Annotated in this window: 20 protein-coding genes and 1 tRNA gene; 5 read left to right on the forward strand and 16 right to left on the reverse strand. The window is 71.3% G+C overall.

Annotated elements, in window-relative coordinates; translation table 11 throughout:
* Window positions 1-54: 54 nt before the first annotated feature.
* The 5 genes from ABT137_RS20345 to ABT137_RS20365 all read right to left on the reverse strand — a co-directional run bounded on the left by ABT137_RS20345 (window position 55) and on the right by ABT137_RS20365 (window position 6,584).
* Window positions 55-330 (reverse strand): DUF1876 domain-containing protein, encoded by a 276-nt coding sequence (locus ABT137_RS20345; RefSeq protein WP_351710958.1) that lies wholly within the window; start codon window positions 328-330, stop codon window positions 55-57.
* A gap of 104 nt (window positions 331-434) precedes the next feature.
* On the reverse strand, window positions 435-1,316 hold the full coding sequence (locus ABT137_RS20350) for an NAD(P)-dependent oxidoreductase (protein ID WP_351710722.1): 882 nt from the start codon (window positions 1,314-1,316) through the stop codon (window positions 435-437).
* A 149-nt stretch (window positions 1,317-1,465) separates the two neighbouring features.
* Window positions 1,466-4,219 (reverse strand): bifunctional YncE/alkaline phosphatase family protein, encoded by a 2,754-nt coding sequence (locus ABT137_RS20355; protein WP_351710724.1) that lies wholly within the window; start codon window positions 4,217-4,219, stop codon window positions 1,466-1,468.
* Window positions 4,220-4,233: 14 nt separating this feature from the next.
* Window positions 4,234-5,604 (reverse strand): ABC-2 transporter permease family protein, encoded by a 1,371-nt coding sequence (locus ABT137_RS20360; protein WP_351710726.1) that lies wholly within the window; start codon window positions 5,602-5,604, stop codon window positions 4,234-4,236.
* On the reverse strand, window positions 5,601-6,584 hold the full coding sequence (locus ABT137_RS20365) for an ABC transporter ATP-binding protein (protein ID WP_351710728.1): 984 nt from the start codon (window positions 6,582-6,584) through the stop codon (window positions 5,601-5,603). Before ABT137_RS20365 ends, ABT137_RS20360 begins: the two co-directional genes overlap by 4 nt.
* 263 nt (window positions 6,585-6,847) lie before the next feature.
* On the opposite strand from ABT137_RS20365, the gene ABT137_RS20370 reads away from it, so the two are divergent.
* Window positions 6,848-7,114, forward strand: a complete 267-nt coding sequence (locus ABT137_RS20370; RefSeq protein ID WP_351710730.1) for a hypothetical protein — start codon at window positions 6,848-6,850, stop codon at window positions 7,112-7,114.
* A gap of 23 nt (window positions 7,115-7,137) precedes the next feature.
* Here the strand turns inward: ABT137_RS20370 and ABT137_RS20375 are convergent, their stop codons facing one another.
* The 3 genes from ABT137_RS20375 to ABT137_RS20385 form a co-directional block, all read right to left on the reverse strand.
* Window positions 7,138-7,659, reverse strand: coding sequence for a YbaK/EbsC family protein (locus tag ABT137_RS20375; protein WP_351710732.1), 522 nt, complete (start codon window positions 7,657-7,659; stop codon window positions 7,138-7,140).
* Window positions 7,660-7,802: 143 nt separating this feature from the next.
* On the reverse strand, window positions 7,803-10,022 hold the full coding sequence (locus tag ABT137_RS20380; protein ID WP_351710734.1) for an MMPL family transporter: 2,220 nt from the start codon (window positions 10,020-10,022) through the stop codon (window positions 7,803-7,805).
* A gap of 124 nt (window positions 10,023-10,146) precedes the next feature.
* Complete coding sequence (locus ABT137_RS20385) at window positions 10,147-10,749, reverse strand: TetR/AcrR family transcriptional regulator (RefSeq protein WP_351710736.1); 603 nt, start codon at window positions 10,747-10,749, stop codon at window positions 10,147-10,149.
* 167 nt (window positions 10,750-10,916) lie between these two features.
* Here ABT137_RS20385 and ABT137_RS20390 point away from each other — a divergent pair, with 167 nt between their 5' ends.
* Window positions 10,917-14,318: a S41 family peptidase gene (locus tag ABT137_RS20390; protein ID WP_351710738.1), complete on the forward strand. Its 3,402-nt coding sequence runs from the start codon at window positions 10,917-10,919 to the stop codon at window positions 14,316-14,318.
* Window positions 14,319-14,484: 166 nt separating this feature from the next.
* Here ABT137_RS20390 and ABT137_RS20395 read toward each other — a convergent pair whose 3' ends face one another.
* The 4 genes from ABT137_RS20395 to ABT137_RS20410 all read right to left on the reverse strand — a co-directional run bounded on the left by ABT137_RS20395 (window position 14,485) and on the right by ABT137_RS20410 (window position 18,200).
* Window positions 14,485-14,754, reverse strand: coding sequence for a hypothetical protein (locus ABT137_RS20395; RefSeq protein ID WP_351710740.1), 270 nt, complete (start codon window positions 14,752-14,754; stop codon window positions 14,485-14,487).
* An 88-nt stretch (window positions 14,755-14,842) separates the two neighbouring features.
* The gene (locus tag ABT137_RS20400; RefSeq protein ID WP_351710742.1) at window positions 14,843-15,727 is read right to left on the reverse strand and encodes an SDR family oxidoreductase; all 885 of its coding nucleotides are present in this window, start codon (window positions 15,725-15,727) and stop codon (window positions 14,843-14,845) included.
* Window positions 15,724-16,680 carry an alpha/beta fold hydrolase gene (locus ABT137_RS20405; RefSeq protein ID WP_351710744.1) on the reverse strand — a complete coding sequence of 319 codons (957 nt, stop codon included), beginning with the start codon at window positions 16,678-16,680 and terminating at the stop codon, window positions 15,724-15,726. The genes ABT137_RS20400 and ABT137_RS20405 overlap by 4 nt, the downstream gene beginning before the upstream one ends.
* Entirely contained in the window at window positions 16,677-18,200 is a 1,524-nt protein-coding gene (locus ABT137_RS20410; protein ID WP_351710746.1) for a flavin-containing monooxygenase, read from the reverse strand. The genes ABT137_RS20405 and ABT137_RS20410 overlap by 4 nt, the downstream gene beginning before the upstream one ends.
* Before the next feature lie 198 nt (window positions 18,201-18,398).
* Between ABT137_RS20410 and ABT137_RS20415 the strand changes: the two genes are divergently transcribed.
* Window positions 18,399-19,019 carry a MerR family transcriptional regulator gene (locus ABT137_RS20415; protein WP_351710960.1) on the forward strand — a complete coding sequence of 207 codons (621 nt, stop codon included), beginning with the start codon at window positions 18,399-18,401 and terminating at the stop codon, window positions 19,017-19,019.
* A gap of 45 nt (window positions 19,020-19,064) precedes the next feature.
* Here ABT137_RS20415 and ABT137_RS20420 read toward each other — a convergent pair whose 3' ends face one another.
* Window positions 19,065-19,868: an exodeoxyribonuclease III gene (locus tag ABT137_RS20420; protein WP_351710748.1), complete on the reverse strand. Its 804-nt coding sequence runs from the start codon at window positions 19,866-19,868 to the stop codon at window positions 19,065-19,067.
* A gap of 79 nt (window positions 19,869-19,947) precedes the next feature.
* On the opposite strand from ABT137_RS20420, the gene ABT137_RS20425 reads away from it, so the two are divergent.
* A complete protein-coding gene (locus ABT137_RS20425; protein ID WP_351710750.1) occupies window positions 19,948-20,448 on the forward strand; it encodes a GNAT family N-acetyltransferase in 501 nt (166 codons plus the stop codon).
* 14 nt (window positions 20,449-20,462) lie between these two features.
* On the opposite strand, the gene ABT137_RS20430 is transcribed toward ABT137_RS20425, so the two are convergent.
* Window positions 20,463-21,620 carry a nuclear transport factor 2 family protein gene (locus tag ABT137_RS20430; protein WP_351710752.1) on the reverse strand — a complete coding sequence of 386 codons (1,158 nt, stop codon included), beginning with the start codon at window positions 21,618-21,620 and terminating at the stop codon, window positions 20,463-20,465.
* Between the two features lie 93 nt (window positions 21,621-21,713).
* On the opposite strand from ABT137_RS20430, the gene ABT137_RS20435 reads away from it, so the two are divergent.
* On the forward strand, window positions 21,714-22,712 hold the full coding sequence (locus ABT137_RS20435; RefSeq protein WP_351710754.1) for a LysR family transcriptional regulator: 999 nt from the start codon (window positions 21,714-21,716) through the stop codon (window positions 22,710-22,712).
* An 87-nt stretch (window positions 22,713-22,799) separates the two neighbouring features.
* On the opposite strand, the gene ABT137_RS20440 is transcribed toward ABT137_RS20435, so the two are convergent.
* Window positions 22,800-22,873: transfer RNA gene (locus ABT137_RS20440), tRNA-Ala, on the reverse strand.
* Window positions 22,874-22,977: 104 nt separating this feature from the next.
* Entirely contained in the window at window positions 22,978-24,252 is a 1,275-nt protein-coding gene (gene sepX / locus ABT137_RS20445; RefSeq protein ID WP_351710756.1) for a divisome protein SepX/GlpR, read from the reverse strand.
* Between the last annotated feature and the right edge of the window lie 138 nt (window positions 24,253-24,390).

Here is a 24,390-nt window from a genome sequence, read left to right on the forward strand (position 1 = left end):
TTCCCGCGCTTCTCAGGCGTTGCCTCTCAGACGTTGCCTCTCACCCGTTGCTTCTCACACGTTGATCGGGTGCGAGTGCCGCCCCGACAGCGCGTCGATCTCGCCGTGCGCCTTGGACAGCAACTGCATGGCCAGTTCGTTCAGGGCGCGGGCGCCGGCGATCGCCTCGCCGACTCTGGGCTGGTTGCTGTCGGACTCGTGCCGGCTCGCGTGGCCGTGCGCCCGTACCTCGGTGCCGTCGGGCAGGCGGACCAGGGCCACCGCGCGCGTGTGCGTGTCGTCCTCCAGGAACTCCATCTCGACATGCCATCCCACAGCGGTTTTCATCATGTTCATGGGACCACCTCCGGAATCGCTGCTTCCAGGGTGCTCCTCCGGGGCCCTGCCCGTCACGTCGGCCCGGGCCCGCTTCACCGCTCTCCCCGCGCGGCCCCCTACTTGTCCTCGAAGCTGGCGAAGTACGCGGCGGCCATGTCCTCGTCGGCGTGCCCCTGGGCGGCGGCGCGGGCGAAGCGTTCGGCGGCCGCCTGGGCGACGTCCAGGCGCACGCCGTGGCTCGCGCCGGCCGCGACGATCAGCCGGGCGTCCTTCCCGGCGGTGTCCACCGCGAACGAGGGCGGGGTCAGCCCGCCGTCGAGGATCAGCCCGGCCTTGGCCCGCAGGTAGCCCATGTCGAGGGGGCCGCCCGCGATCAGGTCGAAGAAGCGCTGCGGGTCCACGCCGAGGCCCTGGGCCAGGGCGAGGACCTCGCCGGTCGCCGCGGTGGCCGCGAGGACCCAGCTGTTGGCGACCAGCTTGAGCCGGGTCGCGGCGGCCGTGGACCCGTCGTCGCCGGTCCACACCGTGCGGGCGCCGACGGCGTCGAAGACGGGCGTGACCGTCTCCCGGCCCTGCTCGGGCCCCGCGGCCAGGACGGTGAGCTGTCCGGCCTCGGCGGGCTGGCGGGTGCCGAGGACCGGGGCGTCGTAGAAGACCAGGCCGTGCTCGTCGGCGAACGCGGCCAGTGCGGCGATCTGGTCGAGGCCCGCGGTGGTCGACTGGACCCAGACGGCCCCGGGGCGCAGCGATCCGGCCGCCTCGCGCAGGGTCTCCAGGGCGGTGGCGCCGTCGTACAGCATGGTCAGGACGACGTCGGCGCCCTCGACGGCCTCGGCCGGTGTGTCGGTGACCTGCGCGCCGTCGGCGGCGAGCGGTTCGGCCTTGGCGCGGGTGCGGTTCCACGCGCGGACGGTGTGCCCGGCCTTCAGGAGGTTGCGGGCCATCGCGGCGCCCATGATGCCGGTGCCCAGCATGCCCACGGTCGGCTTGTCGGTCATGACGTCTCCCTGTCCTCGTACGTTCCGCTGCCAGCTTGGCGTACCGCGGGCCGCCCGGCGCGCGGCAGCCGGGTGTCCGGGCGGCGCGCCGGAAAACGCAGGGGACCCCGGTCCGCCGACCGGGGTCCCCTGTGCGTGAGCGGGCCGGGTCAGCCGTCGTTCTCCGCGGACGGGAGGTAGGCGCCCGGTACGGCGTTCGGCGAGTAGATCTTCTTGTCGCCGGGGTAGGGCTTGGTCCAGTTGTGGGTCTGGTACCAGGTGTAACGGTTCATCTGGGTGGGGTTGGCATAGTCCGGCACGGCGTTCTTGCCGGTCAGCCGCTGGTGCGAGGCCCACGTCTTCCACTGCGCCGCGACCTTGGCCTCGGCCGCCGGGACGGAGACCGACGTCGGCGCGGCCGCCGCCTGGGCGTCCTGGGCCGCCGGGGTGTCCGAGCCGCAGGTCGGCTGCGGGTTCACGCCGAGGGTCAGCGAGGTCCGGTTCGGGACCGCCGTGAACGGCGTGTCGTCCGCCTTGCTCGTGAACGCCCCGTACATCGGGGTGGCCGCGCTGTCGAGCTGGTTCATCGGGTGCACCCCGAGGATCTGCTCGATGGTGCGGACCATGGTGATCTGCGAGTAGTAGTGGTCGTCGACCTTGCCGTGCTGGGCGTACGGGCTGATGACCTGGACCGGGGCGCGGTGGCCGTCGACGTGGTCGAGGCCGGCCTGGGAGTCGTCCTCGACGACGAAGATCGCCGAGTCCTTCCAGTACTTGCTGTGGGTGATCTCGTCGACCATCCGGCCGACGGCCAGGTCGTTGTCGGCTACCTCGGCGGACGCGTTGGCGGGTCCGCCGGTGTGGTCGTTGGAGAACCAGAACATGTTCAGGTTCGCCGGGCCGTTCTTCTCGAAGTCCTGCTTCCAGATCTGCTCTTTGTAGATGTCCGGGACGTTGAGGTCGAACAGCGGGAAGCCCTGCACCGACACGTCGTTGAGCGAGGGGATCGCCGAGCCCGTCTTGATGGGGTAGGCGGTCTGCGCGCCGGTCGCGGCCATGTTCTTGCTGTCGCAGTACAGGTTCTGCCAGGTCGCGCCGGCCGGCTTGCTCTCGTACGACTGGAACTCGCCGAAGTCCTTGACGGTCTGCCCGGCAGCCTGCGCTCCGGTCCAGATGAACCCGGTCTTCTGGTGGCCGAGGACGTCGTCCTCGGTGTCGTAGCTGCGGGTGTACTCGCCGGCCGACGACTCGGTGTACTCCGGGTTGTCGGACTGCATCAGCCAGTTGTGACCCTCGGCGGAGTTGGTGCCGATGTCGTAGAAGTTGTCGTACAGGCCGAACTGCTGGGCGAGCGCGTGCTGGTTCGGCGTGACGTTCTCGCCGAACTGGGTGAGCGCGGAGTTTCCGTTGCCCTGCGGGAGGTCGCCGAAGACCTGGTCGTAGGTGCGGTTCTCCTTGACGAGCAGGAAGACGTGCTTGATCGTCGACGGGTCGCCGATCCGCTTCGGGACCGGGACGGCCTTCTTGTGGCTGTTGTTCTTGGCGGTCTTGACCGAGTTGGACGTCCAGCCGTTCTGCTTGAACACCTTGTTCGTCTCGGACCTGACGACCTGGTCGCTGGGCATCGTGAACTGGGTGAGGCTCGACGTGGTGTCGTGCGTGTTGTGGCCGGCGGCGTCGGGGCGCAGCGCGTCGATGCCGCGGGTGTTGGCGACGACGATCTTCTTGCCGAGGGCGGTGATCCCCGACGGGAAGTAGTCCGTCGGGACCAGGCCGACGTAGCGGGCCGGCTGCTGTGCGGAGGTGTAGCGGTAGACGGCGACGGCGTTGGCGCGGCCGAGCGTCACCAGGAGGCGGCCGTCGTCGGTGAGCGCGACCGCGTTCGGCTCGTAGCCGACGGACGCCTCGGGCCACGGCTGGGTGGAGATCGTCTGGACGACCTTGTCCTTGCGGCTGTCGATGACCGACACGCTGTTGTCGGCGGTGTTGGTGACGAACACCGCGCCCTTGCTCGCGTACACGGCGGTCGGGTGCAGGCCGACGTCGACGGTGCCGACGGCGGCGGACGGGTCCGCGGTGTCGATGACGCTGACCGTGCCGGTGGTGCTGGCGCCGGTCTTCGGGTTGGCGACCACGTTGGTGCCGTAGGAGTTGATGGTGGTGTCGCCGGCCTTGGCCGGGCGCCCGCCCTCGTTGCTGACGTAGAGCTTGCCGTCGACCAGGGCGAGGCCGCGCGGGGCGTTGCCGACCGCCCAGGTCTGCTTGATCGTGCCGGTCGCCGCGTCGATGGCGACCACCTTGTTCTGGCCGTTGACCGCGGAGTACACGGTGGAGCCGTCGGCCGAGAACACGGCCGCGCCCACCAGCGCCTGCTTGGAGCCGTCGGCCGCGATCGGTACGGCCGTGGGGCTCGCGAGGGTGCCGTCGGCGTTGACGGTGAACTTCGTGTAGCCGTTGGCCTGACCGAGCCACAGCTGCTTGCCGTCGGGCGAGTAGGTCGGGCCCTCCTGGCCGACCGCGCCGCTGCTGATGCGCAGGTTGTCGGCCGCGTTGGTGCCGATCTTCTGCGTGACCTGACCGGTCGCCAGGTCCACGACGACCAGGGAGGCGTCGCCGTCGGCGATCGAGGCCGCGAGGTGGGTGCCGTCCGGGCTGACGACCGACGACATGATCTTGCCGTCGTTGATGACGCTACGGGTGCCGTAGGGGTTGATGTACTGGTCGGCGGAGACGACCTGGCCGTTGGCGGTGGTCTGGCCGACCTGCTGGGTGCCGAACTGGTAGGTCGAGGCGACCGCGGTGCCCGTGACACCGAGGGCGACCGCGATACCCGACGTCACCAGCAGGGCCCGGCGGCCGACGCGTCTGCCGAAGAGGTTGAACTGCTTCTTCTCGCTGATCCGACGCTGGCGTGTTACCTGCACGGAACTGTTTCCCTTCACTGAGTGTCGAGCAGGTCGACGTTGCCGTCGAACTGCCACAGCGGATTCGGGGCGTCGCCGGTCGAGGTCCGCACCAGGAAGTAGCCGTTGACTTCCTTGGGACCGTCGCCGTCGGCCACGAACCGCCCGTCCGAGGTGATGTCGAGCTGGTAGATCGCCGTCCCGGTGACCGAGACGCCGGGGAGGTGCCAGCTCACGACGCAACGCCAGTCGTTGCCCGCGCCCTCCTGCGCGGCCTGGCCGTCGCTCTTGGTGCACGCCGCCGTGGTCTTCAACTGCGCCTCGGTGACGGCGGGCCGGTGCAGTTGCTCCGTCTGCAGCCGGTAGAGGTGGCCGAAGACCGTGGCGAGGGACTTCTGCACCTTGTCCTGCTGGATCCCGGAGCCCGTCGACGGGGTGGCCACGGCGACCGCGCCGACGGTGACGGCGGTCAGCGCGGCCATCGGCAGCACGCCGAGGGTGAGGGCGCGGCGCCCGGAACCGTCGTAGGCCGGGTTGGTGAAGTCCCGCCGTACGAACAGCACATACGCGAGGACCGTCGCGAGCACCGCCCACGCCAGGCTCACCGCGACAGCGATGAGGAGCGGGGCGAGCTGCGCGGGGCTGGTGAACAGGCCGTTCCAGGAGATGAAGGCGTAGCCGGGCAGGGCGAGGCGGACGGCGACGGGCAGCGGCAGCATCTGGGCGACCGACATCGCGAGCGCGACGATCGGGGGCAGCAGCAGGCCCATCGGGGAGCGGCCGAGGGCGACCGAGCCGAGCAGTCCGATCGCGGCGAGGGAGAGGGTCGGGGCGAGGGCCGCGAGCCAGGCGAGCAGGACCCGGCCGGCCGCGTCGCCGGGCGACAGCAGGTGACCGTCGAGACCGACCAGCGGCTGGTTGCCGACCGAGGCCAGCCCGCCGAGCGTGCTGGAAGCGGCCAGGCCGGCCACCAGCAGCAGGATGACGGTGAGGCTGGCCAGTGACTTCGCCACGAAGATCCGCGCGGGCGAGCGGACCGCCACCAGCAGGTGGCGCCAGGTGCCGAGCCGGTCCTCGGCGGCGAACACGTCACCGGCGACCACCGACGTCAGCAGCGGGAGCGCCCAGGTGCCCGCGAAACCCAGCATCACCAGCGGCCCGGCCCACCCGGTCGCGTGCATCCAGCGCCCGAAGAGTGTGTCGGCGGGCAACGTGCTCTGCTGGCTGACCCCGGCGACGAACAGCCCCGGCGCGATCCAGCAGGCGAGCACCAGCAACCGGATCCGCCACTGCGAGACCAGCTTCACCAGCTCGAAGCGGTAACCGCGCGAGACCGGGACACGACGGGCGCCGGCGGGTTCGGTGACGACAGGGGCGATGGGGTCGGTGGCGGTGGTCGCGGTCATCGTCCGGCCTCCTGGTGCTCGGTGAGGGCGAGGAACGCGGCTTCGAGGGGGGATACGACGGGGGCGAGTTCGCGCACCGCGACACCCGACCGCACGACCTCCGTGACGAGTTCGTCGAGGGCGGGCACCAGGGCGCGTACGACGAGCACGTCGGGGTCCTTGCGCAGGCCGAGGCCGGTGTCGTCGACGATCCGGACGCCGGCCACGTCCGCGGCGAGCCGGCGCGCGGTCTCTGCGTCGGAGGTGCGCAGCCGGTAGTCGAGTTCGCGGTTCTCGGTGGCCAGCTTGGTCAGCGGGCCGGAGAAGACGACGCGTCCGGTGGCGAGGATGGTGACCTCGGAGCACAGCGCCTCCAGGTCGTCCATCCGGTGGCTGGAGAGCACCACGGCGGTGCCGTCGGCGGCGAGCCGGGTGAGGACGCCGTGCACATGTCTCTTGCCGGCCGGGTCGAGGCCGTTGGACGGCTCGTCGAGCACGAGCAGCCGGGGCCGGGTGAGCAGGGCGGCGGCGAGCCCGAGCCGCTGGCGCATGCCGAGGGAGAAGCCGCGGGTCTTGTCGTCGGCGACGTCGGTGAGCCCGACCTCGGCGAGCACCTCGTCGATACCCGTGGTCCCCGCGGTCTTCGTGGTCCCCACGGTCTTCGTGGTCTTCGTGTCGATACCGCGCAGCGTGGCCAGCGCGGTGAGGTTCTGCCGGGCCGTGAGCGAGGGGTAGAGACCGGGCGCGTCCACGAAGCCGGCGATGCCGTCGGGCGCGGCGAGCGCCCGCTCGACCGGCGTGCCGAGGATCTCCAGCCGGCCGCCGTCGGCGACGGCCAGCCCCAGCAGCAGGCCGAGCAGCGTCGTCTTGCCGGCGCCGTTCGGCCCGACCAGGCCGTGGATCTGACCTTGCGTCACGTCCAGGTCCACGGCGTCCAGCGCGACGACATCCCCGAAGCACTTGGTGATCCCGCGGGCCCGGACTGCGTGAGGTGTGTCCATGAGTCCCATGCGTCCCTTCTTCCGCAATCCGCAGGGACTTTATGGAGAACACACATCCCAGGCACAGGCGGTCGGCTGAACGCTCGGGGAACGGTTCGTCAAGGCAACGGCAAGTCCGGTGAATGGACGGGCGGCCCGGGCTCCGGCTCCGCAACGCCCTTGCGCTTCACGGGCGATCAGGTCGGCACCGTCGAGCGTGGCCTAGCCTGCGGACAAGACCCGCAGGAGCCGTGCACCCCCACGACGACACCGAGGAAGAACCCGTGAACAGACCCGTCCCGGACCGCGCCCCGGTCCTGTATGCGATATCCGCGACCTGTGTCGCCATAGGCGTCCTGCTCTGGGTGCGCGGCCGGGACATCCCGCCCCCCAGGAGGTACGCGGACTACCTGGCAGCCGACTCCTACACCCCGTCGGCCTGGCGGGTGTGGTCACAGGCAGTGCCCCAGGAACGCCTTGGCTGGTACCTCGTCGCGGCCGGGCTGGTGCTGGCCGTGGCGACGCGCTTGTTCTCCGCCCGGCGGGACTGAGCAGGCCGCGGCGACCGCCGGGGTCACCCGATGGGCTCGCGCACGTCCACGACGGTGGCGCCGGCATGTTCGACCAGGGCGGCGGGCGCGATCGGGAAGACGGCGTGGGGGGTGCCGGCGGCGGCCCACACCACGTCGTGCCGCAGCAGCGCCCGGTCGGCGAGCACACGCGTGCGCGTACGGTGCCCGAAGGGCGGCACGCCGCCGATGGCGTACCCGGTCGTCTCGCGTACGACGTCCGCCTTGGCCCGGGTCACCTTCCCGGCGCCGAGTTCCTTGCGGACCAGTTCCACGTCGACCCGGGAGCCGCCGTCCATCAGCACCAGCACCGGCACCCCGTCGGCCGCGAAGATCAGCGACTTGCAGATCTCGCTGAGCTCGCACCCGACCGCGGCGGCGGCCTCGGCCGCGGTACGGGTCGCGTCCGGGAACCGCCGGACCCGCGAGGTCAGCTCCCCGAGGCCCAGCTCCTCCAGGGCGGCGGCGAAACGAGGATGGGCACCGGAGCCCTGGGCATCGGCGTCGGTGGCGGCTGTCGTCGTCATGGGGGCACGCTAGCCAAGCCGGGGAAGTGACGGCGAGTGGTTAAGAGTGGTCGACAGTGTGTCGAGGGGCCCGGGCACGAGGAAGCCGGTGAGGGCGCCCCGTCCCCACGGACCCTCACCGGCGGTCTGTCACGAGCCGTACGTCAGGCGCGTACGAGCTCCCGGTCCTCGTCGTCCTTGCCGGTCCCGGCGTCCTTGTCGGACAGGGCACGCAGGCCCTCGCCCTCGACGTCGACGTTGGGCAGCGCCCGGTCCAGCCACTTCGGCAGCCACCAGGCGCGCTTGCCGAGCAGGGCGAGCACCGCCGGGACGATCGCCATGCGGACGATGAACGCGTCGAAGAAGACGGCGATGGCGAGACCGAAGCCGATCATCTTGATCATGGACTCGCTGGAGGTGATGAAGCCGCTGAAGACGGACATCATGATGATCGCGGCGGCGGCCACGACCCGCGCACTGTGCCGGAAGCCGGTCACCACGGCCTGGCCGGGCGTCTCGCCGTGGACGTACGCCTCCCGCATCCGGGTCACGAGGAACACCTCGTAGTCCATGGCGAGACCGAAGACCACGCCCACCATGAAGATCGGCATCATCGACATGATCGGGCCGGTCTGCTCGACGCCGAGCAGACCGCCGAGCCAGCCCCACTGGAAGACCGCGACGACGGCGCCGAGCGCGGCGAGCACGCTGAGCAGGAAGCCGAGGGCCGCCTTCAGCGGGACCAGGATGGAGCGGAAGACCGCGATCAGGAGGAGGAAGGCCAGGCCGACCACCAGCGCCAGGTACGGGATCAGCGCGTCGTTGAGCTTCTGCGAGAAGTCGATGTTCATCGCGGTGGTGCCGGTGACCAGGACCTGCGCGCCGGTGTCGGCCTTGACGTCGGCGCCCTGGTCGCGGATGGCGTGCACCAGGTCCTCGGTCTGCACCGAGGACGGCTTGGAGTCCGGGATCACCGTGATCGTCGCGGTGTCGCCGGCCTTGTTGAACGCCGCCGGGGTCACCGTCACGACGTCCTTGAGGCCCTTGATGTCGTCGGCCACCTTGGTGGCCGCGGCCTTGGGGGCGTCACTTCCCTTGGCGTCGACCACGATCATGAGGGGCCCGTTGAAGCCGGGACCGAAGCCCTCCGACAGCAGGTCGTACGCCCGGCGCTGGGTCGTGGACGTGGGCTGCGAGCCGTCGTCGGGCAGGCCCAGTTCGAGCTGGGTGGCCGGGAGGGCGATCGCGCCCAGTCCGACCACGCCGAGCAGCAGCACGGCCGCCGGGCGGCGGACCACGAAGCTCGCCCAGCGGGCGCCCAGGCCGGGCTTGTCCTGCCGGCCGGCATGGGCGTGCGTCCGGCGCTTCTCGCCCACGGCCCTGACCCGCCGGCCCGCGTAGCCGAGCATCGCCGGGATCATGGTGAGCGCGATGAGGACGGAGACCACGACCGTGCCCGCCGCCGCGAGGCCCATCTTCGTCAGCATCGGCACGCCGACGACCGAGAGACCCGCGAGCGCGATCACGACCGTGAGGCCCGCGAAGACCACCGCCGAGCCTGCCGTACCGACGGCCCGGCCGACCGCCTCCTCACGGTCGCGGCCCTCGGCCAGCTCGCCGCGGTAGCGGGAGACGATGAACAGTGCGTAGTCGATGCCGACCGCGAGACCGATCATCAGCGCCAGTGTGGACGTGGTGTCGCCGAGGTCGAGTGCCTTGGCGAGGGCGGTGATGGTGGAGACGCCGATGCCGACGCCGATGATCGCCGTCAGCAGCGGCAGTCCGGCCGCGACCAGTGAGCCCAGGGTGATGACGAGCACGACGGCGGCGATGGCGAGACCGATGGCCTCACCGGCGCCTCCCGCCTCGGCCCCGGCCTGGAGCGCGTCACCGCCGACCTCGACGGTCAGCCCGGCCTTCTGGGCGTCGTGCCCGGCCGCCTCCAGCGCGTCGCGGGAGGAGTCCTTGAGCTCCGTGCCGGAGACGTCGTAGCGCACCGAGGCGTAGGCGACCGTGCCGTCCTTGCTGACGGCGTGCTGCTTGTAGGGGTCGGTGACGGAGGTGACCTCCGAGCCGTCGGCCAGTTCCTTCACGGTCTTCTTGACGGTGGCCTTGTTGAGCTTGTCCGTCACCTTCTCGCCGGCCGGCGCCTTGAAGACCACGCGCGCGGTGGCGCCGTCGGAGCTGGAGCCGGGGAAGCGCTGGTCCAGCAGGTCGAAGGCCTTCTGGGCCTCGGTGCCGGGGATCGAGAACGAGCTGGAGCCGGCCGCGGGCGCGGAGGCGGCGGCGACGCCGGCGAGGGTCAGCAGCGCCACCCATATGAGGGCGACGTAGTGCCGTCGCCGAAAGGCGAACCGGCCCAGTTTGTAGAGGAACGTGGCCACGAGGGCGTACTCCCGGTCAGGTCGTGGGGTTTTCGGGGCAGGGGTGATCAACCCGGTGGGTGGCAGGGGTGATCGGCCCGACGACGTGAGCGGAGACGTCAGGTGGGCTGGCTGCGGGGATGGGTCAGCAGGTGGGTGCGCCGAGGGCGGGAAGCACCACGGCGTCGATGTACGACAGCAGGAAGGTCTGGGTGGGCGGCTGCTCGTCGATCAGCGAGCGGGCGGCGAATCCACCGATCATCATGTGCATCAGGAAATCGATCGCCGGGTTGTCCGCACGGATCTCGCCGCGGTCGATCGCTCGCTGCAGCACGGTCCGGAAACCGGCCATCTCAGGCTCGATCAGGTGCTCCTTGAACGCCTGCAGGAGATCCGGGTTGCCGTGGATCGCCATGGCGAGCCCCCGCATCAGCGCGGAGCTCTGTTCCATCTCGCAGTCATCGGAGCGCAGCGTCATGGCGTGCAGGTCGCCGCGGAGCGACCCGGTGTCAATCTCGTCGATCGCGGCCCCCGGCTTTTGGTACCGGACCGCCCTGGCCACCAACTCGGCCTTCCCGCCCCACTGGCGGTAGAGGGTGGCCTTGCTGGACTTGGTGCGGGCGGCGACGGCGTCCATGGTGAGGGCGTCGTAACCGACCTCGCGGAGCAGGTCGAGCACGGCCTCGTACAGCTCGGCCTCACGCTCGGGCGTGATGCGACTGCGACGCGCCGTTGCGACCTCAGTCATGCCACTCACCCTTCGCTGCTCCATCGTCACCTTCGTGCTTACACCTCGAAGATACCCTGCGATCTACAGAAACGAAACCGTTTCGTACGTGTGCTGTCTCACGTGGGTGAGAAATCCGTGCATTCCCACGAGTTGCCGCCCCTCCGCCCCCGGAAAAGCATGGGGGGGTGAGCTATCTGCGCCTGCCGCATCTCAGCGGCGACCTGTTGTGCTTCGTGGCCGAGGACGACCTCTGGCTGACCTCGCTCGACGCCCCGGGCCGCGCCTGGCGGCTCACCGTCGACCGCACCAAGATCGGCCACCCGCGCTTCTCGCCTGACGGCCGCCGGATCGCGTACACGAGCTGGCGGAGCCTGGTACCCGAGATCCACCTGGTCGACATCGACGGCGGCCCCGGCCGGCAGCTGACGTACTGGGGCAGCGCCGACACCCAGGTGTGCGGCTGGACACCCCCCGACAGGGAGGGCACGGCGGACATCCTGGCGGTCGCCTCGCACGGCCAGCCCTTCTCCTATTTCACCTGGGCCTACAAGGTCTCCCCCGACGGCGACCCGGGCCGCAAGCTGCCCTGGGGGCCGGTCGCCGACATCCAGGTCGCCGACATCGCCGACGAACGCAGGACTCTGCTGCTCACCGGCACCCCGCCGCACGAACCGGCCGGCTGGAAGCGCTACCGGGGCGGCGCCATGGGCCGGCTGTGGCTGCACGGGCAGCGGTTGCTCGACGGCATCGGCGGCCACCTGGACTCCCCGATGTTCGTCGGCGGCCGGATCGCCTTCCTCTCCGACCACGAGGGCGTCGGCAACCTCTACTCCTGCGCCTACGACGGCACCGACCTGCGCCGGCACACCGACCACGACGCCTTCTACGCCCGGCACGCCGCCAGCGACGGAACCAGGGTCGTGTACCAGTGCGCGGGTGACCTCTGGCTCGTCGACGACCTCGGCCCGGACGCGGCACCGCGCCGGCTCGACGTACGCCTCTCCGGGCCCCGGGCGGGGCGCCGCCCCTACCAGGTGCCGGCTGCCCAGCACGTCGACGGCGTCTCGGTCGACGAGACGGGCCGGGCCAGCGCCGTCGTCGTACGCGGCGGCCTGTACTGGCTCACCCACCGCGACGGACCGGCCCGCACCATCGCCGACACCCCCGGGGTACGGGTACGGCTCCCGGAGATGCTCGGCTCGACCGGGCAGATCGCGTACGTCACGGACGCCGGCGGCGAGGACGCCGTCGAGATCGCCCACCTGCCCCGGGCGACCGGCGACCGCCCACCGCGCCGCCTTGCCTGCGGGAAGCTGGGCCGGGTGCTCGAACTGGTCTCGGACCCACTGGGCGAGCGGCTGGCGGTGGCGGCACACGACGGCCGCCTGCTGCTCATCGACGTGACCGAGGAGGTCGAGGTCGTCGAGGATTCCGTCGACTCCGTTGATTCTGCCGATTCTGCCGATTCCGTTGAGTCTGTTGATTCCGTTGACGGCATTGACCAGGTTGATGGCGCCGAGCCTGCCGACATTGATTCTGTTGACGGTGCGGGCTCCGACGACGTGGTCACCGAGTTGATCCAGTCGGTCAATGGACCGGTCCGTGATCTGGCTTTCTCACCGGACGGGTCATGGTTGACCTGGTCGCATCCGGGCATCGGCCGTTCGCTGCGGCAGATCAAGATGGCCCGCATCAGCGACCGGCTCGTCATCGACGTCACCAACGGCCGCTTCGAGGACGAGAACCCGGTCTTCACCCGCGACGGCCGCTACCTCGCCTTCCTCTCCTGGCGCGGCTTCGACCCGGTGTACGACGTCCACACCGGCGACCTGTCGTTCCCGCTCGGCTGCCGCCCCTACCTGGTCCCGCTCTCCTCGGCGACCCCCTCCCCGTTCGCCCTCAACCCGGACGGGCGGCCGGCCGCCGGAGGCCTGGACCCCGTCGAGGACGAGGAAGAGCCCGGCGACGGCAGCGCGGTGACGGTCGAGGTGGAGGGGCTGGAGAGCCGTGTGACACCGTTCCCGGTCACCGCCTCCAAGTACTCGGCGCTGTACCCGGTCGCGGGCGGCGGTCTGGTCTGGCTGCGCTGGCCGATCTCGGGCGCGCTGGGCGAGACCTTCGTCAACCCGGCCGACACCAGCGGGCGGCCGACCCTGGAGTACTTCAACATCAGCAAGGCGAAGAAGTCCGAACTCGTGGACCACCTCGACTGGTTCACGGTCAGCGGCGACGGCAGCCGGCTGGTCGTGGTCGACGAGGGCGAGCTGCGGGCCGTGCCGTCGACCGAGTCCGGCGACGGCGACACCACCGTCTGGATCGACCTGCGCCGCATCCTGCACGAGGTCGACCCGCCCGCCGAGTGGCGCCAGTCGTACGCCGAGGCCGGCCGCCTCATCCGGGACTACTTCTGGGACCCCGGGATGTGCGGCATCGACTGGGACGGGGTGCTCGACCAGTACCGGCCCCTGGTCGAACGTGTGGCGTCCCCCGACGACTTCGCCGACCTCCTCCGCGAGGTCCTCGGCGAGCTGGGCACCTCGCACGCCTACGTCACCCCGGCCCGCCGCAACGAGGGCCCGCCGCACTACCAGCGTTTCCAGGGCCTGCTCGGCGCCAACCTCGTACGCCGGGACGGCGGCTGGACGGTCAAGCGGATCCTGCCCGGCGACTCCTCCGACTCCAAGGCGCGTTCCCCGCTGGCCGGCACCGGCATCCGGGAGGGCGCGGTCCTCACCCACATCGACGGCAGACCGGTGGACCCGGCGACCGGGCCGTTCCCGCTGCTCGCGGGAGCCGGGGCCACGACGGTGGAGCTGACGTTCACCCCGGGCGAGGGCGAGTCGGGGCCGCCGCGGCGGGTCGCCGTCCTCCCGCTGATCGACGAACGGCCGCTGCGCTACCAGGACTGGGTGGCCAAACGCCGTGAGGTGGTCCGGGAGATGAGCGGCGGCAAGTGCGGCTACCTGCACATCCCCGACATGGGCGGCTCGGGCTGGGCCCAGTTCAACCGCGATCTGCGGATGGAGGTCTCCCGCCCGGCGCTCATCGTCGACGTGCGCGGCAACGCGGGCGGCCACATCAGCGAACTCGTCGTGGAGAAGCTCACCCGGACCATCCTCGGCTGGGACCTGACGAGGAACGCCCAGCCGGTGTCGTACGCCTCCAACGCCCCGCGCGGCCCGATCGTCGCGCTCACCGACGAGGCCACCTCCTCCGACGGCGACATGATCACGGCCGCGATCAAGCTGCTGAAGCTCGGCCCGGTCGTCGGGCAGCGTACCTGGGGCGGAGTTGTCGGCATGACCGGCCGGCACCGCCTGGGCGACGGCACGGTGATCACGGTTCCGATGAACGCGGCCTGGTTCGAGGACTACGGCTGGTCCGTCGAGAACCACGGCGTCGCCCCCGACCTGGAGGTCCTGCGCACCCCGATGGACTGGGCGGAGGGCCGCCACGTCGAGATGGACGACGCGATCCAACTCGCCCTGGACCTTCTCACCGACCACCCGGCAGCGGTCCCGCCCGACCACAGCGAGGTCCCGAACAGATCCCGCCCGAAGCTTCCCCCGAGGCCGACGGCCCCTTGAACACCCCGTCAGCATGAGCGCCCCGTCAGGGGCGCGGGGGACTGCGCGACAAGCCCCTACCGCCCCGCACCCGTCCCCCAACCGCCACCCCCCAAAAAAACAAAACGCAGGGCGCCCTCCAAAACGAAGGGCGCCCCACGCTTATCGGCCAAGCCAAGTGCAACGACTACGCGTCGTAGTCCTGGTCGAACCGGTCCTGCATCTCCTGCTCGGTGTCGTCCATGTTCTGACGACCGCGCTCAGTCGTCTGCCGGCCGCGCTCCTGCGCCTGCTGGCCCCGCTGCTGGGTGTGCTGGGCGGCCTGCTGGCCACGCTGCTGGGCCTGCTGGCCACGCTCCTGCGCCTGCTGGCCGCGCTGCTGCGCCTGCTGCTGGCCTTCGTGCATCTTCTGCTTGGCCTGTCCCTGCGTCTTGCCGGCCTTGTCCTTCATACCCATGTGGGTTCACTCCCGTGGAGGGTGAGGGGATCGGCCCTCAGTGGGGCCTCGACCAGATTCACACGGGCCGACTACGCGCGCATTTCGATCAATTACGGTGCGTAGCCCGCGCCTCCTCGTCGGCCGCCCCACCTGCACCGACGAGCCCCGTACGCATGCCCTGCAACCGGGGCGCGAACCGCTTCATCTCCCGCTGCCCGACCGTGCCGATCAGCGCCGGCAGGTACCCGCGCACGCCCTGCATCCCCCGCAGCCACCGCTGTCCGTACACGTGTGCCGAGCGCCGCTCGATGCCGGCCACGATCCGGTCCACGGCCGGACCCAGCGGGTACGTCTTGTTCGCCGGCCACGGCAGCCGCTGCCGCAACTCCCGCATCACCTCGTCCTGGTCGGCGCCGCGCACCATGTCGGTGTCCGTCCAGGACAGGTACCCGACCCCGACCCGCACACCCTGGTGGCCGACCTCGGCGCGCAGACTGTGCGCATACGCCTCGACGCCCGCCTTGGACGCGCAGTACGCCGTCATCATCGGCGCCGGCGTGATCGCGGCCAGCGACGCGATCTGCAGCAGATAGCCGCGGCTCTCCGTGAGGACCGGCAGGAACGCCCGCCCCGTCACCGCCGAGCCGATCAGGTTGACCTCTATCACCCGCCGCCAGGCACCGGGGTCGGAGTCGGCGAACGGACCGCCGTTCGCCACCCCGGCGTTGGCCACCACGATGTCGACCTTCCCGAACCGCTCCTTGACCTCCCGCGCGACCCGGCTCATCGCCTCGTGGTCGGTGACGTCGGCGTACCAGTACGCGCTGTCGCCGTGCAGCCTGCCGGAGACCTCCTTGAGTGCCTCCTCCTCCAGCCCGACCAGCGCGACCGTCGCCCCGCGCGCGGAGAGCTTGCGGGCGAGCAACTCGCCGACACCGCGCGCCGCTCCGGTGACGACGGCGACCTGTCCTTCGAGACCGACCCTGCTCATGAGCTCTCCTTGATCCGCTCGGGCCCGTCGGCGCCGGCTTCCTCAGGGGCGCCGGTCACATACGCGGTGACCAGTTCCCGGATCTTTCCGTTGACCAGTTCCGGTGCCTCGACCGGGGTCATGTGGCCCATGCCCGGCAGTTCGGTGAGGCCGAGGGGGTGCGGCAGCGCGGCGATCAGCGCGCGGGCGTGCACCGGGGGCGTGAGCCGGTCGGCCGTGCCGGTGACGACCGCGGTGGGCGCGCGCAACTCCCGTACGCCGTGGTCGAGATCGAGCTGCGCGAGAACGCGCGCCCAGGTGTGGCGCACGGCGCGCGGGCAGGCGTGCACGATCCGTGCGCACGCCTCGACCATGTGCGGGGCGGAACCCGGACCCATGGTCGCGTACTTGAGAATGCGCCGCGCGAGGAGCGTGACGGGTCCGAGCGGGGCGCGCGAGGCGAGAACCCGCGCCGTCAGCCAGGTGCGCAGGCTACCGGCGCGCAACGGCAGGACGCGCGACTCGGCGACCAGCCGCGAACTGCCCGTGCTGCACAGCAGGACGGCGGCGGCGTGCTCACGGAAGCGGGGACGCGCCGAGGCGGCCATGACGGTCATGCCGCCCATGGAATGCCCGACGATCACGGCACGTTCCCCGCGCGCAAGGGTCTGCGTGAGCACCGCTTCGAGGTCGTCCGCCAGCGCCTGGGTGGTGCACGCGGGGCTCGCGGGACTGCGTCCGTGCCCCCTCTGGTCGTACGCGATCACCCGGTGGTCGACGGCCAGTTCCCGCGTCTGCGCCGCCCAGAAGGCGGTCGAGCAGGTCCAGCCGTGGGCGAGGACGACGGGGGGCGCGTCCTCGGGGCCGTGCACCTCGACGTGCAGGCGGGCGCCGTCGGCGGAGACGACGGTGAGTTCGCGTGCCGGGGCGGGGGGCGCGTACGGCCCGGTGATCACGTGGGTGAGCCGGCTCACGCGCTCACCTCCGCGTCCGCGACCTTCTCGCCACCGGTGCCGTTCGGCAGGGGCGCGCGGATCACGTCGTACTCCGCGAGGTCCACCCGCTGGGTCGCGCGCCGGAACTCGGTGGTCGTACCGGGCCAGATGGTGGTGTTGCGGCCGCTCGCGTCGAGGTACCAGCTGGTGCAGCCGCCGGTGTTCCAGACGGTCCGCTTCATGCGCTCCTGGACCTTGTGGTTCCAGGCGGCCACGGCACCGGGGCGCGCGTCCAGGGCCGCGCGCCCGCCGAGGACGCGGAGCTGGCGCAGATAGTCGGCCATGTAGTTCAGCTGGGACTCGATCATGAGGATCATGGAGGAGTTCCCGAGACCGGTGTTGGGCCCGATGATCGTCATCCAGTTGGGGAACCCGGCGGCCGAGGCACCGCGCAGCGCCTCCATGCCACCCTTCCAGGCCTCCGCGAGGGTCCGCCCGTCGGCGCCGACGACCCGCTCGGCGATGGGCATGTCGGTGACGTGGAAGCCGGTGCCGAAGATGATCGCGTCGACCTCGGCGCTGCTGCCGTCGGCGGCGACCACCGTCGACCCGCGGACCTCGCTGAGCCCGCTCGCCACCACGTCCACGTTCCGCCGGGCCAGCGCCGGATAGTAGGTGCTGGAGAGCAGGATCCGCTTGCAGCCGATGCGGTAGTCCGGGGTGAGCTTGGCGCGCAGCGCCGGGTCCTTGATCGCGCGGGCCATGTTGCGCTTGGCGAGGCTCTCCACCAGGCCGAGTTCGTCGGGCCGCTTGGTGAACGCCTGGACCTGCAGTTCCCGGATGCCCCACAGGAGGCCGCGCCGGGCCTGGGTGGTGAAGGGCAGCGCCCGGTGCAGCCGGCGCTCGGCGGCGCTGATGGCCCGGTCGACGCGGGGCATCACCCACGGCGGGGTGCGCTGGAAGAGGGTGAGGTGGGCGACCTCGGGCTGGACGGCGGGCACGATCTGGATCGCGGAGGCACCGGTGCCGACCATGGCGACCCGCTTGCCGCGCAGGTCGTAGTCGTGGTCCCAGCGGGCCGAGTGGAAGACCTTGCCCGGGAACGAGTCCAGCCCAGGGATCTCGGGGGTCTTCGGGTCGGACAGCGGTCCGGTGGCGGAGACGACGACGTCGGCGGAGAAGGCGCCGGCGGCGGTCTCGATCTCCCAGCGCAGCGCCTCCGCGTCCCAGGCCATCCTCTTCACCTCGGCGTCGAAGCGGAGGTGGGGCCGGAGCCCGAACACGTCGGCGACGTGCTCCAGATAGGCGCGGATGTGCTCCTGCCCGGAGAAGGTGCGCGGCCAGTCGGGGTTGGGCGCGAAGGAGAAGGAGTACAGGTGGGAGGGCACGTCGCAGGCGCACCCCGGGTAGCTGTTGTCCCGCCAGGTACCGCCGACGCTGCCGGCCCGCTCCAGGACCACGAAGTCGGTGATCCCCTCCCTGCGCAACCGCACGGCCGCGCCCAGCCCGCCGAACCCGGACCCGATCACCGCCACCCGTACATGCTCGTGCTGGGCCATCCCGGAGCCTCCACACCTCGCCCGTGATTACGCCAGTGAACACTGGCACGGTTGGACTGTAGAGCAGCTCCGTACTGATGGGTAGGGGCCGGACGGAGGAAAGTTACCGGCGGTACAACATAGGCTGCGCACGTGACGGACGACGGCGGACGAACAACCTCCACGGCCTCCGCCCAGGGCGGCGGGCGCGAGTACCGCATGGAGGAACTGGCCGCACTGGCCGGCATCACCGTGCGCACCCTGCGCTTCTACCGCGAGCGCAAGCTGATCCGGCCACCCCGCCGCGAGGGCCGTATCGCCTGGTACGACGACCACCACCTGGCCCGGCTGCGCACGATCTCGGCGCTCCTGGAACGCGGCCACACCCTGAACGGCATCGCCGAGCTGGCGGAGGCCCTCGACCACGGCAAGGACGTCGCCGAACTCCTCGGCATCGACACCCCCACCGAGGAGGAGCCGGTCCGCCTGACCCCCGAGGAGCTCGCCGCCCGCTTCGAGGGCGAGGTCACCCCGGAGAACCTCGCCGCCGCCATGGACCTCGGCTACCTCGGCACCGACGGCGACGACATCGTCCACATCAGCCGCCGCCTGCTGGACGCCTCCGAGGCCCTGGTCCGCGAGGGCTTCCCGCTCGCCGAGGTCCTCGCGGCCGGCCGCAGCGTCCGCGAACACGCCGACGCCCTCGCCGAACTCTTCGCCGTCCTCGTCCTGCGCCACGGCCCCGAGGAGGACATGGAACGCCTGCGACCGCTGGCCCGCAGCGTGGTGGAGGCGGAGGTGTCACTGGCGCTGGACCGCAGGCTGCGCAAGGGGCCGTGATGATCAGAGGCCGTAGATCAGAGGCCGCGGATCAGAGAAAGCGGATCAGAGGTCGTACACGACGGTGACCGGCGCATGGTCGGACCACCGCTCGGCATGCGTGGCCGCCCGCTCCACGAGCCCCTTGACCGCCTTGCCGGCGAGCCCGGGCGTGGCCACCTGGTAGTCGATGCGCCATCCCGAATCGTTGTCGAAAGCCCGCCCCCGGTACGACCACCAGGTGTACGGTCCCTCGACCTCCGGATGCAGCGCACGCACGACGTCGACGTACCCGCCGTCGGCCGGGTCCAGGACGTTGCCGAGCCACTCCCGCTCCTCCGGGAGGAAGCCGGAGTTCTTGGTGTTGCCGCGCCAGTTCTTCAGGTCGGCCTGCCGGTGGGCGATGTTCCAGTCGCCGCAGACGACGACCTCGCGTCCGTCGGCGGCGGCCCGTTCGCGCAGATCCTTCAGGTGGGCGAGGAACTCGCCCATGAACCGGTACTTCTCGTCCTGCCGCTCGGTGCCCACCTCGCCGGAGGGGAGATAGAGGGAGGCGACGGTGACACCGGGCAGGTCGGCCTCGACGTAGCGCCCGCTCGCGTCGAACTCGTCCGAGCCGAAGCCGACGCGCACCCGATCCGGCTCACGCCGGGTGTACAGAGAGACGCCCGCGCGCCCCTTGGCGGCCGCAGGGGCGTGCACCACGTGCCACCCGCCGGGCGCGCGCACCTCTTCCGGGAGCTGCTGCGGCTCCGCGCGCACCTCCTGCAGGCAGAGCACGTCCGCGGAGGTCTCCGCGAGCCACTCCACGAAGCCCTTCTTCGCGGCGGCCCGCAGTCCGTTCACATTCACCGTGGTCACAGTCAGCACCAGGGCACGATACCGGCACACTGGACGGAGTCCCGATGCCCACCGCGTTCACCGCCCGCACGAATATACGATGCCTCACATGAATATACGCCCGGTTGCCTTCGCCCATCCCGACGCCGTGAAGCTGAACGACGAGGTCCAGGCCGAGTACCAGCTGCGCTACGGCGACGGCGGCGACGCCACCGTCCTCGACACGGCCGACTTCGAACCGCCGAACGGCGTCTACCTGATCGCGTACGACGAGTCCGACCGTCCCGTGGCCACCGGCGGCTGGCGCAGCCAGGACGCGAACGGCGAGGGCAACGAGGACGGCGACGCCGAGCTCAAGCGCATGTTCGTCATCGAGGCGATGCGCGGCCGCGGCCTCGCCCGCCGGATGCTCGCGGCCCTGGAGGAGGACGCGCGCGCGGCCGGCCGCCTCCGCATGGTCCTGGAGACCGGCACCAAGCAGCCGGAGGCCATCGCCCTGTACACCTCCAGCGGCTACGAACCGTGCGTCAAGTTCGGCTACTACCGCCGCTACGAGTCGAGCCGCTGCTTCGCGAAGGCCCTGCGGGCGGATCCGCCGGCCGATCTGTAGGGCGCGTCGCCCTCTCAAGGGTGCCGGTGATAGGCCTTGTTGGCGATGCGCCAGCCGTCGTCGACGCGGACCAGCAGAAAGATGTCGGTGAACGTGTCCGCGCCGTGGAAGAGCGTCATGGTCGCGGTGGCGACGGTGCCGTGGACGTCGATGGCGTCGATGCGGCGGGAGCGCGTCGGTTCGTCCGGGGCCGGCCGGCCCGGGAAGAGCGCGCAGTACTGGTCCAGGGGCCACGAGACGAACGCGCCGTCCCGGATCCCTTCGATGTGGGCGGTGGGCAGGAACGCGTCGCGGAAGTGGGTGGGGTCGCCGGTGGCGTGTCCGCGGATGTAGGCGTGGAGAGGTTCGAGCACGGCTCCGTCAGCGGCGGGTGCCGTGGCGGCTACGGCGATGTCGGCCTCGGGGGCGGCAGGGGTGCCGGCCAGGCCGGCCGCGCTGCGCAGGGGGATGTGCGACGCGGCGGCCAGCAGTGCCATGTCCTTGGCCAGTGCACCGATGGTGAACTCGGCCGTGGCGGCGGCTGACTCACCGGCGAGGAAGGGGCGCTTGCGGGCCACGAGAGCGCCGAGCTGGCCGAGTTCGAGGACGTCCAGCACCTGCGGTCGGGGCAGGCCGAGGGCGTCGGCCTGCCGCAGTGAGTCACGGAGTGCGAGGACGGCGCCCGAAAGGCTGTTGTTGGCAATCAGTTTGAGCGCGGCGGCGGTGGCGGCGTCGTCCATGCGCCGCACGGTGCCCAGCGCCTCCAGAACCGGCCGGACTCGATCGAGTGCGTCCGGGTCGGCCGCGGCGCGGATCTGCAGGGCACCCACGGCGGCAGCCGACACCGAGCCGAGCACGGGAGCATGCACGTAGGACGGGCCGAATCGCCGGGCCAGCCCGGACGCCTCGGCAGGGGCGATGGTGCTGGTGTTCAGCACGATCGTGTCCGCTCGCAGCGAGTCACGGACGTCGTCCAGGACCTCCGTGCAGGCCGGACCGTCGAACAACGCCAGGAGCACGAGGTCGGCCTTCGTCACGGCGTCGTTCGGGTCGCGGGTCGTGGTGACGGTGCCCGAGGTGCGCCCGGAGCGTGTCCAGCCGACGACGTCCCAGTTCCGGGCGGCGAGTCGTGCCGCGATCGCCTCGCCCATGCGCCCCAGGCCGAGGACGGCAATCGTGTGTGGTGCGGTCATACGGGCCACGATGGTGCCCGGCGATGGTTGCGACAAGCGCAGATCTCGCAAGGTTTCTCTGCGCGGCTCGCATATCAGCTGGATACTGGTGTCATGGAGCTGACGGTGTGGCGGACCTTCGTGACCGTGTGCCGGCTCGGGTCGCTGTCGGCGGCGGCCGCCGAGCTCAATCACACGCAGTCGGCCGTGTCCCGGCAGATCGCCGGACTGGAGCGGCAGCTCGGCGTGGAGCTGATGGAGCGCCATGCGCGCGGCGTGCGTCCGACACCGGCAGGCGAGGTGTTCCGGCGGCACGCTCTGGCCACGCTCAGCGAGGCCGACCGCGCGGTTCGCGCCGTACGGGATGTTCGTGACGGGACGTTCGATCGGCCGCTGGCGGTCGGTGCGACGCCCTCTCTGGCCGCAGGAATCGTCCCCGAGGCCGTCCGGGCCTTGCTGAAGCAGACCGGATCCATCCGCTGGAGCCTGCTCCCCGGCCTGAGCGCACAGCTGCACAACCGCGTGATCGCCGGCGATCTCGACATCGCCGTCGTCACCGATGCACCGCCCGGGCTACCCCATGACCAGCGGGTCGAACGCCGGTTCCTCGGACTGGACGACATGGTCGTCGCACTGCCCGTCGGCCATCCCCAGGCCGGGCGCGGCCCCGTGCACATGCGGACGCTGGCCGACCAGACCTGGGTCGAGGACAACGACGGCTCGGCGGCGCTCCTGCACCAGCACGCCGCCCGCGCCGGGGTCAGCGCCCGCATCGACCTCACGGCGGCCGATCTGGTCGGCAAGCTGGCCCTGGTCGCAACCGGTCACGCCATCGCGCTGATCCCCGGTGTGCTGACGTGCGCGCTGCGGACCGATGTCACCACCGTGCCCCTCGTCGATCCCCCGACCCGTGGGATCTACGCGATCACACCGCGCCGCGACCCCCACCCCTGCGCAGTGCCCCTCCTTGAGCACCTCGCCGCTGCCTTCACCTCGGTCCGTCCGGCCCAAGCCGCGTACCAGCCGGTCGAGTCGGACGCGACGGTGCCCTACGGAACGTCAGCCGATCCTGCCCAGCGGGGAAGCCGGCACGGTGCCCCGGGCCGACTGTGATGCGTGCGATACGGAAGCGCGACAGCTCCCCGGGAACGACGAAGACCCCGCACGATCTTCACGATCGTGCGGGGTCTCACCGTGCAGTGGACCTGAGGGGATTCGAACCCCTGGCCCCCTCGATGCGAACGAGGTGCGCTACCGGACTGCGCCACAGGCCCTTGCAACGAATGAAACTCTAGCATCCCCGTCGGGGTGCTTGGAAATCCGTTCCCTGACTGGTCAGGCGCGGGGTGGTGAGGCGACCCGCGCGCTCTTCCTCAGGTCATTCGTTGGCCGCGCGGGGGCGGTCGCCGTCCTCGTACTGGTCGAAGAGGGGCGTGCGGCCGCGTTCGCGTGCCCGGCGGGCGGAGGCCGCGCGGCGGGCGTCGGTCCGGTCGTCCGCCGGTGCCGTCTGGTCGTCGTCGGCGGGCCCCGCCTCCTCCGCCTCGGCCTGAGGCGCCGCAGGCGTGGACTCCTGCTCCGGCGCGACGGCACTGGACCGCGCCGAGCTCCACGCGTCCGGGGCTCCCAGGTCCACGTCGGAGGTGGCGCGCGGCGCGACCGGTGCGGTCACGTACGTCGGCAGGGGCACCGGCACCGGGTCCCAGCTGTCCCCGTGCCCGGGCCGCCGCTGCCGCTCGCGCTGCTGGTCGACCCACTCGGCGTGGTCGGTCTGCTCGACCAGGGCGCGCCGGTCGGCGGCGAGCGCGGACAGGCCGGGATCGGTTCCGGTCTCTGGTCCCTCCTCCGGTTCGTCCGCACCGACGCCCGCCGGGTCGAGGGGCGCGCGCCGGCGCGGCTGGCGCTCCCGCAACCGCTGTGCGGCGGCCTCGGCCTGACGCCGGTCCATCTGGTAGGCGAAGCGCCGGCGCTCCTGTGCCCGCAGGTAGGCGATGTAGGCGCTGAGCATGACGGCGGGCACGCCCGGTGCCCACAGGAACGCGAGCCCCCCGACGGCGGCGACGATCGCGCCCAGCGTGAAGGCGACGAAGAGCATGACGGTGGTGCGCCGACGGCGGGCGAGCGCCTTCGAGCGCCGGGCGCGTTCCGCGGCCGCCTGCGCGGAGGGTGCGCGCCGGGGGGCCGGAATCTGCTTGCGGGCGGGCGCGGAGCCCGACTTGGGCGCGGGCGTGGAGGCGGACACGGGTGCCGAGGCGGGTGTGGTGCCCGCCTGACGGGGCGGCGTGGACGGGGACTTGGCCGCCGGGGCGACCGCCTGGTCGTGCGCCGGTTCCTGACGTCCGGGCGCCTCCGGTTCCACCTCCGCCCGGACCTGACGGCGGGTCGGAGGCATGGCGAAGGCCCGGACGTCCACCGAGTCGGTGGCGGCGTCCGGATCGCCGGCGTCCTGCTCCCCCTCCGAGGCGGAGCGCGCCCGCAGGTCCCTGGCGTACCGACGCTCCATCCCCGCCCGTCCGGACAGCAGCCGGATGGCGGTGCTGAAGCGTTCCGTCGGACGGGCCTCGTTCAGCTCGTCCTGCCTACGGAGCCACATCGGCACCAAGTAGGCGGCCCAGGCCCCGACAATGACTGCGTAGATGAGGCCGCTGCTGCTCACGCCTCACACGGTAGAGGGGTTTGCGTGGGGCCATCTGCCAATTGCGCCGGTGTGTCGCACGATCTGGCTGATATTTCGAGCTTTTTTTGTGACCGATGCGATCAGTAGGCCGTCGGAGCCGCGAATTCAACGCCCCGA

Origin of the sequence: Streptomyces sp. NPDC001980 (genome assembly GCF_040296885.1) — a bacterium.
Taxonomy (GTDB): Bacteria; Actinomycetota; Actinomycetes; order Streptomycetales; family Streptomycetaceae; genus Streptomyces.

Bases quoted from the DNA above. Each gene is read 5' to 3' on its own strand.
- ABT137_RS20430 (WP_351710752.1), bottom strand. From the start codon at position 21,620: ATGACCGCACCACACACGATTGCCGTCCTCGGCCTGGGGCGCATGGGC.
- ABT137_RS20375 (WP_351710732.1), bottom strand. From the start codon at position 7,659: ATGACGACGACAGCCGCCACCGACGCCGATGCCCAGGGCTCCGGTGCC.
- ABT137_RS20395 (WP_351710740.1), bottom strand. From the start codon at position 14,754: ATGGGTATGAAGGACAAGGCCGGCAAGACGCAGGGACAGGCCAAGCAG.
- ABT137_RS20365 (WP_351710728.1), bottom strand. From the start codon at position 6,584: ATGGACACACCTCACGCAGTCCGGGCCCGCGGGATCACCAAGTGCTTC.
- ABT137_RS20345 (WP_351710958.1), bottom strand. From the start codon at position 330: ATGATGAAAACCGCTGTGGGATGGCATGTCGAGATGGAGTTCCTGGAG.
- ABT137_RS20350 (WP_351710722.1), bottom strand. From the start codon at position 1,316: ATGACCGACAAGCCGACCGTGGGCATGCTGGGCACCGGCATCATGGGC.
- ABT137_RS20415 (WP_351710960.1), top strand. From the start codon at position 18,399: ATGGAGGAACTGGCCGCACTGGCCGGCATCACCGTGCGCACCCTGCGC.
- ABT137_RS20435 (WP_351710754.1), top strand. From the start codon at position 21,714: ATGGAGCTGACGGTGTGGCGGACCTTCGTGACCGTGTGCCGGCTCGGG.
- ABT137_RS20385 (WP_351710736.1), bottom strand. From the start codon at position 10,749: ATGACTGAGGTCGCAACGGCGCGTCGCAGTCGCATCACGCCCGAGCGT.
- ABT137_RS20400 (WP_351710742.1), bottom strand. From the start codon at position 15,727: ATGAGCAGGGTCGGTCTCGAAGGACAGGTCGCCGTCGTCACCGGAGCG.
- ABT137_RS20425 (WP_351710750.1), top strand. From the start codon at position 19,948: ATGAATATACGCCCGGTTGCCTTCGCCCATCCCGACGCCGTGAAGCTG.
- ABT137_RS20360 (WP_351710726.1), bottom strand. From the start codon at position 5,604: ATGACCGCGACCACCGCCACCGACCCCATCGCCCCTGTCGTCACCGAA.
- ABT137_RS20410 (WP_351710746.1), bottom strand. From the start codon at position 18,200: ATGGCCCAGCACGAGCATGTACGGGTGGCGGTGATCGGGTCCGGGTTC.